This window comes from Streptomyces sp. PsTaAH-137 (genome assembly GCF_003259365.1).
Classification (GTDB): domain Bacteria; phylum Actinomycetota; class Actinomycetes; order Streptomycetales; family Streptomycetaceae; genus Streptomyces.
Map to the genome: position 1 here is coordinate 160,365 of NZ_QLLY01000002.1, position 12,896 is coordinate 173,260.

General features: G+C 70.9%; 11 protein-coding genes. 1 reads left to right on the forward strand and 10 read right to left on the reverse strand.

Translation table 11 applies throughout. The features are described 5' to 3' along the window. Nucleotides 1–102 precede the first annotated feature (102 nt). The 5 genes from K377_RS04265 to K377_RS04285 form a co-directional block, all read right to left on the reverse strand. Nucleotides 103–1,689: a Na+/H+ antiporter gene (locus K377_RS04265; protein ID WP_111661770.1), complete on the reverse strand. Its 1,587-nt coding sequence runs from the start codon at nucleotides 1,687–1,689 to the stop codon at nucleotides 103–105. A gap of 150 nt (nucleotides 1,690–1,839) precedes the next feature. Then, a complete protein-coding gene (locus tag K377_RS04270; RefSeq protein ID WP_111661771.1) occupies nucleotides 1,840–2,310 on the reverse strand; it encodes a GNAT family N-acetyltransferase in 471 nt (156 codons plus the stop codon). Beyond that, entirely contained in the window at nucleotides 2,307–3,248 is a 942-nt protein-coding gene (locus tag K377_RS04275; protein ID WP_111661772.1) for an RluA family pseudouridine synthase, read from the reverse strand. The genes K377_RS04270 and K377_RS04275 overlap by 4 nt, the downstream gene beginning before the upstream one ends. 62 nt (nucleotides 3,249–3,310) lie before the next feature. Then, nucleotides 3,311–3,889 (reverse strand): signal peptidase II, encoded by a 579-nt coding sequence (gene lspA / locus K377_RS04280; protein WP_111661773.1) that lies wholly within the window; start codon nucleotides 3,887–3,889, stop codon nucleotides 3,311–3,313. A gap of 118 nt (nucleotides 3,890–4,007) precedes the next feature. Beyond that, the gene (locus K377_RS04285; protein ID WP_111661774.1) at nucleotides 4,008–5,045 is read right to left on the reverse strand and encodes a TraR/DksA C4-type zinc finger protein; all 1,038 of its coding nucleotides are present in this window, start codon (nucleotides 5,043–5,045) and stop codon (nucleotides 4,008–4,010) included. Between the two features lie 645 nt (nucleotides 5,046–5,690). On the opposite strand from K377_RS04285, the gene ileS reads away from it, so the two are divergent. Then, a complete protein-coding gene (gene ileS, locus K377_RS04290) occupies nucleotides 5,691–8,828 on the forward strand; it encodes an isoleucine--tRNA ligase (protein WP_111661775.1) in 3,138 nt (1,045 codons plus the stop codon). A 208-nt stretch (nucleotides 8,829–9,036) separates the two neighbouring features. Here ileS and K377_RS04295 read toward each other — a convergent pair whose 3' ends face one another. The 5 genes from K377_RS04295 to pgeF form a co-directional block, all read right to left on the reverse strand. Continuing rightward, entirely contained in the window at nucleotides 9,037–10,206 is a 1,170-nt protein-coding gene (locus K377_RS04295; protein ID WP_111661776.1) for a DivIVA domain-containing protein, read from the reverse strand. Nucleotides 10,207–10,261: 55 nt separating this feature from the next. Continuing rightward, nucleotides 10,262–10,546 (reverse strand): YggT family protein, encoded by a 285-nt coding sequence (locus K377_RS04300; RefSeq protein WP_033318070.1) that lies wholly within the window; start codon nucleotides 10,544–10,546, stop codon nucleotides 10,262–10,264. Between the two features lie 75 nt (nucleotides 10,547–10,621). Continuing rightward, nucleotides 10,622–11,266 (reverse strand): cell division protein SepF, encoded by a 645-nt coding sequence (locus K377_RS04305; RefSeq protein ID WP_111661777.1) that lies wholly within the window; start codon nucleotides 11,264–11,266, stop codon nucleotides 10,622–10,624. 126 nt (nucleotides 11,267–11,392) lie between these two features. Then, the gene (locus K377_RS04310) at nucleotides 11,393–12,130 is read right to left on the reverse strand and encodes a YggS family pyridoxal phosphate-dependent enzyme (protein ID WP_111661778.1); all 738 of its coding nucleotides are present in this window, start codon (nucleotides 12,128–12,130) and stop codon (nucleotides 11,393–11,395) included. Between the two features lie 6 nt (nucleotides 12,131–12,136). After that, complete coding sequence (gene pgeF, locus K377_RS04315; RefSeq protein ID WP_111661779.1) at nucleotides 12,137–12,886, reverse strand: peptidoglycan editing factor PgeF; 750 nt, start codon at nucleotides 12,884–12,886, stop codon at nucleotides 12,137–12,139. Nucleotides 12,887–12,896: the final 10 nt, after the last annotated feature.

Below are 12,896 nucleotides of genomic sequence, written 5' to 3' on the forward strand. Positions count from 1 at the left end.
GATGAGATGGCGCACGAAGTGCGCATCTCAGGGGCGCGGGGAACTGCGCGACCAGCCACGACGAGAGCCGCGCCCGACCACGCAGCCCCACCTCAGCCCCGCCTAGCGCAAACTCCGGACATCCAGCTGCCGCAGCACCCGATCGACGACCTCCGGATTGGCCCCGGGCTCACTGCGCGCGGCCAGCACCTCATGCCGCGCCGCCGACATCATCTCGGCCTGGATCCGCCGCACCCGCTTGATCCTCTTGTACCGCTTGGCCTGCGACTCCCGCCGCTCCTCGGCCCCCATCTCGGGATTGATGCGCAGCCCGATGTCGTACGCCCGGCGCAGCATCTGCTCCTGCACCTCGGCCGGCAGCTCCTCGACCTCCTCGATCTCCTTGTACCGCCGCTTCGCGGCCTTCGCGGCGCGCAGCGCCAGCTCCTTCTCGTACTCCTGCTCGGCCTCGGTGTCCGCGCGGACGTTCAGCTTCGTCACGAGCCAGGGCAGGCTCAGCCCCTGAAGCACGAGGGTGGCCATGATCACGCCGAACGCGATGAAGACGATCTCGTCCCGGTCGGGGAAGGCGGACCCGTCGTCCATGGTCAGCGGGATGGCGAGGGCCAGTGCCACCGACGCCACCCCGCGCATCCCGGACCACCACATGACGACGGTCTCCCGCCAGCTCAGCGGGATGTCCTCGTCGAAGTCGCGGCGCGCGTGCATCCGTTTCGTCACCCAGGTCATGGGCGCGAGCCACAGCAGCCGTACGACGATGACGACGCCGACGACCGCGGCCGACCAGCCCAGCATCTCGCCCCAGCGGCCCTGCGCGGTCCTGATGACGTTGTGCACCTCCAGGCCGATGAGCCCGAAGGCGACCCCGGTGACGAGGGTGTCGACGACGTCCCAGAAGGCGCGGCCGGTGAGCCGGGTGAGTACGTCGTCGGCGTCGAAGGCGTGCTCGGCGAGGAAGATCGCGGTGGTCAGGACGGCGAGCACGCCCGAGCCCTTGAGCTCCTCGGCGAGGACGTAGGAGGCGTACGGGATGAGGAGGGTCAGGCCGATCTGGAGGGTGGCGTCGCCGAGGTAGCCCATGAGCTTGTTGGCGGCCCAGCCGAGCCCGAACCCGATGACGATCGCGACGACCGCGGACAGGACGAGGTCGAAGGCGGCCCGCGGCAGGGAGAAGGTGCCGCTGACGGCGGCGGCGATGGCGACGTGGTAGAGCACGATCGCCGTCACGTCGTTGAACAGCCCCTCGCCCTCCAGGATCGACACCATGCGCCGGGGCAGCCCGAGTTGGCCCGCGACGGCGGTGGCGGCGACCGGGTCGGGCGGTGCGACCAGCGCCCCGAGGGCGACCGCCGCGGCGAGCGAGAGACCGGGCACCACGGCGTTCGCGACGAAGGCGACGGCGGCCGTGGTGACGAAGACGAGGGCGACGGCGAGCAGGAAGATGGGCCGCTTGTTGGAGGCGAACTGCCGCCAGGACGTGCGGTGCACGGCCGCGTAGAGCAGCGGCGGCAGCACGAGCGGCAGGATCAGGTCGGGGTCGATGTCGACGTTCGGCACGGCCCGGATCAGGGCGAGGACGATGCCGAGCAGGGTCATCAGGATCGGCGCGGGCAGCTTGAGCCGGTCGCCGAGCGGCACGCTCAGGACGGCCCCGAGCAGCAGCACGAACAGCAGGGCCAATTGATCCACGGGTGCTCCGACCAGGCTCGACGATCATGGGGGGGTACCGTCGTCCAGAGTGCCACGCGAACCGGGGCAGAACGGCTCGCCGGCGGTGCGGGGCGCACCGATTCGAGCGGCGGCGTGCCCGGTCCGGAGCGGGACCGGGCTGTGCCGGACTCAGCCGATCGGCTTGCGCATCGCCCGGTGCGGAATCCCGGCATCCGGGAACTCCGGCCCGTACGCCTCGTACCCGAGCCGCTCGTAGAAGCCCAGCGCATGGGTCTGGGCGTGCAGATCGACCGCCGAGAGCCCGCGGTCGCGGGCGGCGCCCTCGATCGCGCCGACCAGGGCGGCGCCCACGCCGAGCCCCCGGGCGGCCTTGGCGACGGCGAGCCGGCCGAGCGCGCCGACGTCTTCGGCTCCGCCGTTCTTCACCGCGGCGGCCTCACCGGTCAGCAGCCGGCCGGTGCCGAGCGGGGTCCCGTCCTCGCGGACGGCCAGCACATGCACGGCGTCGGTGTCGTACGCGTCGTACTCCAGCTCCTGCGGCACGCCCTGCTCGGTGACGAAGACGTCCCGGCGGACGGCGAAGCAGGCGGCCCGGTCCGCTTCGGTCTCGGCGACGCGAAGGTCGTACGCGGCGCTCACGCGCTCTCCGCCCGGACCCGGTCCAGCGCCGTCTGGAGGTCGTCGGGGTACTCGCTGGAGAACTCGACCCACTGGCCGTCCGCCGGGTGCTCGAACCCGAGGCGCACCGCGTGCAGCCACTGCCGGGTGATGCCGAGGCGCTTGGCGAGCGTGGGGTCGGCGCCGTAGGTCAGGTCGCCGACGCAGGGGTGCCGGTGCGCGGACATGTGCACGCGGATCTGGTGGGTGCGGCCCGTCTCCAGCTTGATGTCGAGCAGGGAGGCGGCGCGGAAGGCCTCGATGAGGTCGTAGTGCGTGACGGACGGCTTGCCGTCGGCGGTCACGGCCCACTTGTAGTCGTGGTTCGGATGCCGGCCGATGGGAGCGTCGATCGTGCCGCTCATCGGGTCGGGGTGGCCCTGGACCAGCGCGTGGTAGCGCTTGTCCGGGACGCGCTCCTTGAACTGGCGCTTCAGCGAGGTGTACGCCCGCTCGGACTTGGCGACGACCATGAGGCCGGAGGTGCCGACGTCGAGCCGGTGCACGATGCCCTGGCGCTCGGCGGCGCCGGACGTCGAGATCCGGTATCCGGCGGCGGCGAGGCCGCCGATCACGGTGGTGCCGGTCCAGCCGGGGCTGGGGTGGGCGGCGACGCCCACCGGCTTCACGATGACGACGATGTCGTCGTCGTCGTGCACGATCTCCATGCCCTCGACGGGCTCGGCGACGATCTGCACCGGAGCGGGCGCCTGCGGCATCTCCACTTCCAGCCAGGCCCCGCCGTGCACCCGCTCGGACTTGCCCACGACCGAGCCGTCGACCGTGACCTTCCCGGCGGCGGCGAGCTCGGCGGCCTTGGTGCGGGAGAAGCCGAACATGCGGGAGATGGCGGCGTCGACGCGCTCGCCCTCCAGGCCGTCGGGCACGGGCAGGGTTCGGATCTCGGGAATCGTGCTCACGCATCGAGTATGCAGGAGCGCACCGACAGCCCCGAACCGCAGCCCTGCCCCCAGGGCCCCGGTCAGTCCTTGTGGACCGTGCCGTCGGGGTCGATCCCGCGGAAGGACAGCAGCACGATCAGGATGCCGCCGCACACGATCGCCGAGTCGGCCAGATTGAAGACCGGGTAGTGCTTCGGCGCGATGAAGTCGACGACGGCGCCCTCGAAGACGCCGGGTGCCCGGAAGATCCGGTCGGTGAGGTTGCCGAGGGCCCCGCCGAGCAGCAGCCCGAGCGCGATCGCCCACGGCGTGCTGTAGAGCTTCTTCGCGAGCCGCACGATGACGACGATCACCGCGGCCGCGATCACCGTGAAGACGATCGTGAAGGCCTCGCCCACGCCCCAGGCGGCGCCGGGGTTGCGGATCACTTCGAGCTGGAGCCAGTCGCCGAGGACGTGGATGGAGTCCTGGTGCTCCAGCTTCGCGACCACGATGAGCTTGCTCACGAGGTCGAGGGCGTACGCGAGCGCGGCCACGGCGAGCAGCACGACGAGCCGCCGCCTGCCCTTGGGCCGCTCGGCCGCGGTGGCCTGCTCGGGCTCGACCGCCCCCGTCTCAGAGGAATCCGGCGTACCGATGACGCGCTCCGCTTCTGCCACGTGAGTCCCTCAACCTAGTACCTGACTGGGGACGAGCGTACGGCACACGTGTGCGGCCGTACGAGGACGGTACGGCCACGACTCGGCTGCTTCTCGGCAGGGAGAGCGCTGCTGACGCTCAGTAGCGCCGCTCCTGCTTCTGCTTGCACTCCACGCACAGGGTCGCCCGCGGGAAGGCCTGCATCCGCGCCTTGCCGATCGGGTTCCCGCAGTTCTCGCAGAGTCCGTAGGTGCCGGCGTCGAGCCGCTCCAGGGCCCGCTCGGTCTGGAGCAGCATCTCGCGCGCGTTGGCCGCGAGGGCCATCTCGTGCTCGCGAGTGATGTTCTTCGTGCCCGTGTCGGCGTCGTCGTCGCCCGCTCCGTCCCCGGAGTCCCGCATCAGGCCGGCGAGGCCCTCCTCGGCGGCGGCGATCTCGCTGCCGAGCCGCAGCACCTCGCTCTGCAGCTCGGCGCGGGCCTCCGCCACCTCGTCCGGGGTCCAGGGCTCCTCGCCGGGCCGGACGGCGAGCTCGCCGGGTTCGGCGGCGGCCGCCCGCGCCTTGGGAACCGCTTCGGCTTCGGGCTTCTTCGCCGCCGTGGCCGTCCCCTGAGTCTTCTTCGCAACCACCGTCGTGGCTCCCGTCGTCTTCGCGGCCTCGGCCGCGTCCTCGGCCGCGGGAGCGGCCGTCTTCTTCGCCGCGCTCTTGCGCCCGGTCGCCTTCTTGGCGGTACCGGGCCTCGCCGTGCTCGCGGTGCCGTCCCCGGCACCGGTCGTGCTGCTCGTACGGTGTGCGGCCGCGGACTCCTCCGTGCCGGCCTCGGGCGCCGCGGAGGAGTCCGCGGCCGGCGCGCTCTTCACGGACGGCGCCTTCGCGGCCTTCTTCGCCGCGCTCTTGGTGCTCTTCGCGGCCTTCTTTGCGGGCGCCGCGCTTTTCGCGCTCTTCGTAGGCGCGCTTTTCGCGGGTGCGCTCTTCGCCGCCTTCGCCGTCTTCACCGTCTTGGCCGCCTTCTCGGGCGCCTCGGCGTCACCGGGCACCGCCGCGCGGGCGCTCTTCTTGGCCCCCGCGTCCTTCCCGGCACCGCCGGAGGCAGTGGCGCGGGCCGCCCCGCCGGAGGCACCCGCGCCCGTCGATCTGCCGGACGCCGACTGCTGTACGGCGGTCTTTTTCGCCACCATGGCCGCGGCCCCTTCACATATTGTGATCTTGCTCGCGAATCGTGCTGGGACGATAAATCGACTCCAGACCCGCGGCAACGGGACACCCACCCCGATCCACCCCCTCCGCGACGGCCCGGCGACCGCCGCGTGACGAACCTGCAAGCGTTGTGCCCAAGTCCCCGCCCGGTAATCCGCCCACCGGCCGCCCGCGCCGCGCCCGCCGACGGGCCCGCCGGGACCGGTCCGCGCGCGTGTCGCCATTCGGGTCACCCGGCACGGGCCGCGCGGCCCGCCGCGGACCCCGTGAAAACCGGTCGGCCGCCCCGCTCCCGGCGCCGTACACTGGGCGGAGCGAGAAGCATGGATGGGGACGAGTAGCGGCGTACGCAGCCAGGAGCGACCCGGGGTCGGTGGAAGCCCGGGGGCGAGCGCGACGCGAAGATCACCCCGGAGCCGCCGGAAGAAAGCCCAGGACGAGGTCCACGGGCCGCTAGACCCGGTATCGCGACCCCAATGAGGGGGTTCGCCGGAGCGCACCATGCTCCGGAGGGCCAAGGAGGGTGGTACCGCGGGAGCGCGCCGCACACGGCGTACGTCGCACGGCAGTGGCGGCAGGCTCTCGTCCCTCCGACGGAAGAAGGCAGATCCGCCGGAGGAAGACTGATGACGCAGTACCGCCAGGTGCCCGCCCAGGTCGACCTGCCCGCCCTCGAGCACGCGGTGCTCGACTTCTGGGACGAGCAGAAGATCTTCGCCAAGACCCTGGAGCAGTCCGAGGGGCGCCCCGAGTGGGTGTTCTACGAGGGCCCGCCCACGGCCAACGGCATGCCGGGTGCCCACCACATCGAGGCCCGCGTCTTCAAGGACGTCTTTCCCCGCTTCCGCACCATGCGCGGCTACCACGTGGGGCGCAAGGCGGGCTGGGACTGCCATGGCCTGCCCGTGGAGCTGGCGGTCGAGAAGGAGCTGGGCTTCACCGGCAAGAAGGACATCGAGGCGTACGGCATCGCCGAGTTCAACGCCAAGTGCCGCGAGTCCGTGACCCGGCACACCGACGCCTTCACCGACCTGACGACCCGCATGGGTTACTGGGTCGACCTCGACGACGCGTACCGCACGATGGACCCGCAGTACGTGGAGTCGGTGTGGTGGTCGCTGAAGGAGATCTTCGACAAGGGCCTGCTGGTCCAGGACCACCGTGTCGCCCCCTGGTGCCCGCGCTGCGGCACCGGCCTGTCGGACCACGAGCTGGCGCAGGGCTACGAGACGGTCGTCGACCCCTCGGTCTATGTCCGTTTCCCCCTCACCTCCGGTCCCCTGGCCGGTCAGGCCTCGCTGCTGATCTGGACGACGACCCCCTGGACGCTGGTGTCCAACACGGCGGTCGCCGCGCACCCCGAGGTCCGCTACGTCGTGGCGACCGACGGGACCGAGAAGCTGGTCGTCGCCGAGCCGCTCGTCGAGAAGGCGCTCGGCGAGGGCTGGGAGACGACCGGCGAGTCCTTCACCGGCGCCGAGATGGAGCGCTGGAAGTACCAACGCCCGTTCGAGTTCGTCGAGTTCCCGGCCGAGGCGCACTATGTGGTCAACGCCGAGTACGTGACGACCGAGGACGGTACGGGTCTGGTCCACCAGTCCCCCGCGTTCGGTGAGGACGACCTCAAGGTCTGCCGCGCGTACGGCCTCCCGGTCGTGAACCCGGTGCTGCCCGACGGCACCTTCACCCCCGAACTCCCCCTCGTGGGCGGCGTCTTCTTCAAGAAGGCGGACGAAGCGCTCACCGAGGACCTCAAGAACCGCGGCGTGCTCTTCCGCCACCTGCCGTACGAGCACAGCTACCCGCACTGCTGGCGCTGCCACACCGCGCTCCTCTACTACGCGCAGCCGTCCTGGTACATCCGCACCACGGCCGTCAAGGACCGCCTCCTCCAGGAGAACGAGAAGACCAACTGGTTCCCGGAGACGGTCAAGCACGGCCGCTTCGGCGACTGGCTGACCAACAACATCGACTGGGCGCTGTCCCGCAACCGCTACTGGGGCACCCCGCTGCCGATCTGGCGCTGCGAGGAGAACCACCTCACCTGCGTCGGCTCGCGCGCGGAGCTGTCCGAGCTGTCGGGCACCGACCAGTCGCAGCTCGACCCGCACCGCCCGTACATCGACGACGTCACCTTCCCCTGCACCCACGAGGGCTGCTCGGCGACGGCGACGCGCGTGCCGGAGGTCATCGACGCCTGGTACGACTCGGGCTCGATGCCGTTCGCGCAGTGGGGCTACCCGTACCAGAACAAGGAACTGTTCGAGTCCCGCTACCCGGCGCAGTTCATCTCCGAGGCCATCGACCAGACCCGCGGCTGGTTCTACACGCTGATGGCGGTCGGCACGCTGGTCTTCGACAAGTCGTCGTACGAGAACGTGGTCTGCCTCGGCCACATCCTCGCCGAGGACGGCCGCAAGATGTCCAAGCACCTGGGCAACACGCTGGACCCGATCCCGCTCATGGACCGGCACGGCGCGGACGCGGTGCGCTGGTTCATGGCGGCCGGCGGCTCCCCGTGGGCGGCCCGCCGCGTCGGCCACGGCACCATCCAGGAGGTCGTCCGCAAGACGCTCCTCACGTACTGGAACACGGTCGCCTTCCAGGCCCTGTACGCCCGTACGTCCGAGTGGGCGCCCAGCGAGGCGGACCCGGCCCCGGCCGACCGCACCGTCCTGGACCGCTGGCTGCTGTCCGAGCTGCACCAGCTCACCGACGAGGTCACCAAGGCCCTGGAGGCCTACGACACCCAGCGCGCCGGCAAGCTGCTGTCCGCGTTCGTCGACGACCTGTCGAACTGGTACGTGCGCCGCTCGCGCCGCCGCTTCTGGCAGGGCGACAAGGCCGCGCTGCGCACCCTGCACGAGGTGGTCGTCACGGTCACCCAGCTGATGGCGCCGCTGACGCCGTTCATCACGGAGCGGGTCTGGCAGGACCTGGTCGTCCCGGTCACCCCGGGCGCCCCGGAGTCCGTCCACCTGTCGTCGTGGCCGGAGGCCGACCTGTCGGCGGCCGACCCGGAGCTGTCCGTCCAGATGGCGCTGGTGCGCCGCCTGGTCGAGCTGGGCCGTGCCACGCGCGCGGAGTCGGGCGTCAAGACCCGCCAGCCGCTGTCCCGCGCGCTGGTGGCCGCCTCCGGCTTCGACACCCTCTCCCCCGAGCTGCACGCGCAGATCACGGAGGAGCTGAACGTGTCGTCGCTGGCCTCGCTCTCCGAGGTGGGCGGCAGCCTGGTCGACACGACCGCCAAGGCGAACTTCCGGGCGCTCGGCAAGCGCTTCGGCAAGCGCGTCCAGGACGTCGCCAAGGCCGTGGCGAACGCCGACGCCGCCGCGCTGTCCCTGGCCCTGCGCCAGGGCACGGCCTCGGTGGAGGTCGACGGCGAGAAGGTCGACCTGGCTCCCGACGAGGTCATCATCACCGAGACCCCGCGCGAGGGCTGGTCGGTGGCCTCCGACTCGGGCGCCACGGTCGCCCTCGACCTGGAGCTCACCGAGGAGCTGCGCCAGGCGGGCCTGGCCCGTGACGCCATCCGGCTGATCCAGGAGGCGCGCAAGAACAGCGGCCTGGACGTCGCGGACCGGATCGCCCTGCGCTGGACGTCCACGGACCCGGCGGTGATCTCGGCCCTGTCCGAGCACGCCGGCCTGATCGCCGACGAGGTCCTGGCCACGGACTTCGCCCAGGGCGAGGCGGACGCCACCTACGGCACCCCGTTCACGGACGAGGGCCTGAGCCTGGAGTTCCGCCTCCGCAAGGCGTAGGTACACAAGCACCGTAGGGGCTGCCGAGCTGTCGGGCAGCCCCTACGGCGTCCCATTCCAAGCCCCTCCGGCGATTGAGGAGCGGGGTCCGGGGCGGAGCCCCGAGACGGCACCTCAGCGGAACGCAAAGGCCTCGGCCCGGATCGCAGAAACGATCCGGGCCGAGGCCTGAATGAACGCCGACGCCTCTAGGGCGCTACAACCGGGCTCAGTTGTCGTCCTCGTCGATGAGGAAACCGCGCATCGGCGACGGAGCCTGACCCATCGGCTGCGGGCCCTGCGGCCGCACCGGAGCCATCGGCTGCGTCATCGCGGGCGACATCTGCTGCTGGCCGCCGTACGACGGGCCGGCGGACGGGTTGCCACCCATGGTCTGGTTGCCACCGTAGGACGGGGCACCTGCACCGGCGGGAGCCATCGACGGCGCCGGGGACGGCGGCAGCGAGGCGGTGGCCGGGGTGCGCGGCGGAGCCAGCGAGTCGTCGGACTGGGACTCCAGCTGACGCAGCTGGGACTCCAGGTACGACTTCAGACGCGTGCGGTACTCGCGCTCGAAGCCGCGCAGGTCCTCGACCTTGCGCTCCAGCGTGGCGCGGGCGGACTCCAGGGAGCCCATCGCGACGCGGTGCTTCTCCTGCGCGTCCCGCTCCAGGGCGTCGGCCTTGGCACGGGCGTCACGCTCGAGACCCTCGGCGCGGCTGCGGGCCTCGCCGACGATCTTGTTGGCCTCGGAGCGGGCCTCGGCGATCGCCTGGTCGGCGGTCTGCTGGGCCAGCGAGAGGACACGGGCGGCGCTGTCGCCACCGGGGCCCTGACCGGGCTGCGGCATCTGCGGAGGACCGCCCATGGGGCCGCCCATCGGGCCGCCGAGCTGCGGCTGCTGGCCCATCGGACCCTGACCCATCGGGCCCTGGCCCATCGGACCCTGGCCCATCGGACCGGGACCCTGCTGGCCGCCCTGGGGGCCGTGGCCACCCGGACCGGCCGGAAGCTGCGGGGCACCGCTCGGCAGCTGCGGCGGACCACCCATGGGGCCGCCCATCTGCTGCTGCGGCGGGCCCGATATCCCGGCGGGAACCGGGGCGCCCGGGCCGCGCATGCCCTGCGGGGGACCCTGCTGGTCCTGCGGACCACCGGGGCCGTCGGGGCCACCGGGGCCGCCGGGACCCTTGCGCATACCACCCTGCTGCTGGTTCTGCGCGGCGGCACGCGTGGCCGCGGCCAGCTTGGCGCGCAGATCCTCGTTCTCACGCAGGAGACGGGTCAGTTCGGCTTCGACCTCATCGAGGAAGGCATCGACCTCGTCCTCGTCATAGCCTTCTCGGAGGCGGACGGTCGTGAACTGCTTGTTCCGCACGTCCTCGGGGGTCAGCGGCATCTCTTCACCTCAACGTTGTCGTCGGCATTCGGCAAGACCGTAGTTGACATCGCGCTCACAGCCGGCTCACGACGGAGATCAGGATGTAGACGATGATCATCAGTACGAAGAAGGACAGGTCGAGCGCCACGCCCCCGAGACGCAGCGGCGGAATGAACCGCCGCAGAAGCTTGAGCGGTGGATCAGTGACAGTGTAGGTGGCCTCCAGAACGACCACCATCGCCTTGCCGGGTTGCCACGAGCGGGCGAACTGGAAGACATAGTCCATGACCAGCCGGAAGATCAGCACGATGAGGAAACACATCAGCGCGATGTAGACCACATCCAAAACCACGCTCATGTCGGTGGTTCCCTCTCCCCTGTGACTCGTGCCTCATGACTAGTACCTAGCTAGTCGGTGAACTAGTGCTGCGTCTCAGCTCTGGTTGAAGAACCCGCCCTCTGCGATGCGGGCCTTGTCCTCCGCCGTGACATCGACGTTAGCAGGCGACAACAGGAACACCTTCTGAGTCACCCGCTCGATGCTCCCGTGAAGACCGAAGACGAGACCGGCGGCAAAGTCGACAAGTCGCTTCGCGTCGGTGTCGTCCATCTCCGTCAGATTCATGATCACCGGAGTGCCCTCGCGGAAGTGTTCCCCGATGGTACGGGCCTCGTTGTAGGTCCGGGGGTGCAACGTGGTGATGCGGTAGGGCTCCCGCTCGGACACGACCTTGGGCATGATCACCGGTGCGTTCTTCTCCAGGCTCTGACGTTCAGGTGTGATGGATGCCACGGGGGCGATTCGTGCCGGACGTCCCGATTCAGCGCCGAGCGAAGTCGAGGGACGGACCGGCTCGCGCTGGGCGGGCGGCTGTACCACTCGTACCGGTTCGTCCTCTTCGATCACTGAACGTGCGTTGTGTGACACGTGCGACGGCTCGTGCCGCCGGCGGTCACGCTCGGGTTCCGGGTCGAGCTCGGGTTCGAAGTCGTCGTCGGGGTCGAACCCCCGGCCGTCGTACCCATCGTCCTCCACGAGGCCGAGGTAGACCGCCATCTTGCGCATCGCGCCGGCCATGCTCTGAGTCCTCCGCTCTGTGGTGGATCGGCTGACGTCAACCAAAGTGCCCGCGATCCACGTGGCCTCCCCGCCCATCAGCGAGAATGACCATATTTTCTGCTGTGGTACGACTTCTTGGCGACGTTACCCGAGCCTCGGCCGGACACCGAGGACCGCCGTACCGACGCGCACATGTGTCGCTCCGGCCGCCACGGCCTGCTCGAGATCCGAACTCATCCCTGCCGAGACCATGTTCGCAGCCGGATGGGCCGCGCGCAGGGCAGTCGACAAATCCATGAGGCGCTCGAACGCCGCTTGTTGCCGTCCCGCGTAGTCCCCGGTGAGCGGCGCGACGGTCATCAGTCCGTCGAGCCGCAGCCCCGGCGCCTCGGCCACGCGCGCCGCCAACTCCTCCACTCCGCCCGGTCCCACGCCACCGCGCTCGCCGCGCCCGTCGCCCACACTCACGTCGGCGTCGAGCGCGACCTGGATCAGGCAACCGAGCTCGCGCTCGGCCCGTACCGCCTCCTTGGACAGCGCCGTGACGAGCTTCGCCCGGTCCACGGACTGCACCAGATCGGCATAACCCACCACGGATCGCACCTTGTTGGTCTGCAACTGACCGACGAAGTGCCAGGTGAGCGGGAGGTCCGCGCACTCGGCCGCCTTGGGGGCGGCGTCCTGGTCGCGGTTCTCGGCCACATGCCGCACACCGAGCCCGGACAGGATCCGGACGTCGCTCGCGGGGTAGGTCTTGGTGACCACGATGAGAGTGACGTCCTCGCGCTCCCGCCCCGCGGCGGCGCAGGCGGCGGAGATACGTTCCTCCACCCGGGCCAGGTTCGCGGCGAGTTCGTCCTTACGTCCCTGAAGGTCCGTCATGTCGTTTCAGTCCAGCCAGACATAGCTCGCGAGGCGCCCGGTGGTGCGCTCGCGACGGTACGAGAAGTGGTCGTGCGACTCCAGCGTGCACACCGGCGACGAGCGCCGGTCGCGCACCCCGAGCCTTTCGAGTTGCGCCTGCACACCGGCGGTCACATCGACGGCCGGAGTGCCCCAACTGGTCTCGGCGTACGCCGCCGGCTCGATCGCGGCGACCTCCGCACGCATGTCGGCGGGTACTTCGTAGCAGCGCCCGCAGACCGCGGGCCCGGTCCGAGCGACGATCCGGCCGGGCTCGGCACCCAGCTTCACCATCGCCTCGACCGCGGCGGGCACGACCCCGGCGACCATGCCGGGGCGCCCCGCGTGTGCGGCGGCAACGACTCCGGCGTCCGGGTCCGCGAGCAGCACCGGGGTGCAGTCCGCGGTGAGCACGGCCAGGGCGAGGCCGGGCCGCGCCGTGACCAGGGCGTCGACGCTCGGCACGTCGGCGTCCGTGGCCCAGGGCCCGTCCACCACGGCGACATCGGGCCCGTGCACCTGGTTCATCCAGACGACCCGGGCCGGTTCGAGGCCGAGTTCCCGGGCGGCCAGCTCCCGGTTGCGGAGCACGGCGTCGCGGTCGTCGCCGACCGCCCCGCCGAGATTGAGCTCCTCGTACGGAGCGGCGCTCACCCCGCCCCACCGGTCGGTGAAGGCGAAGTGCGCGCCGCTTGCCGTGGACGCCGAAGCCACGGCGTCGAGCTGTCCTATCACTTCAGTGGTC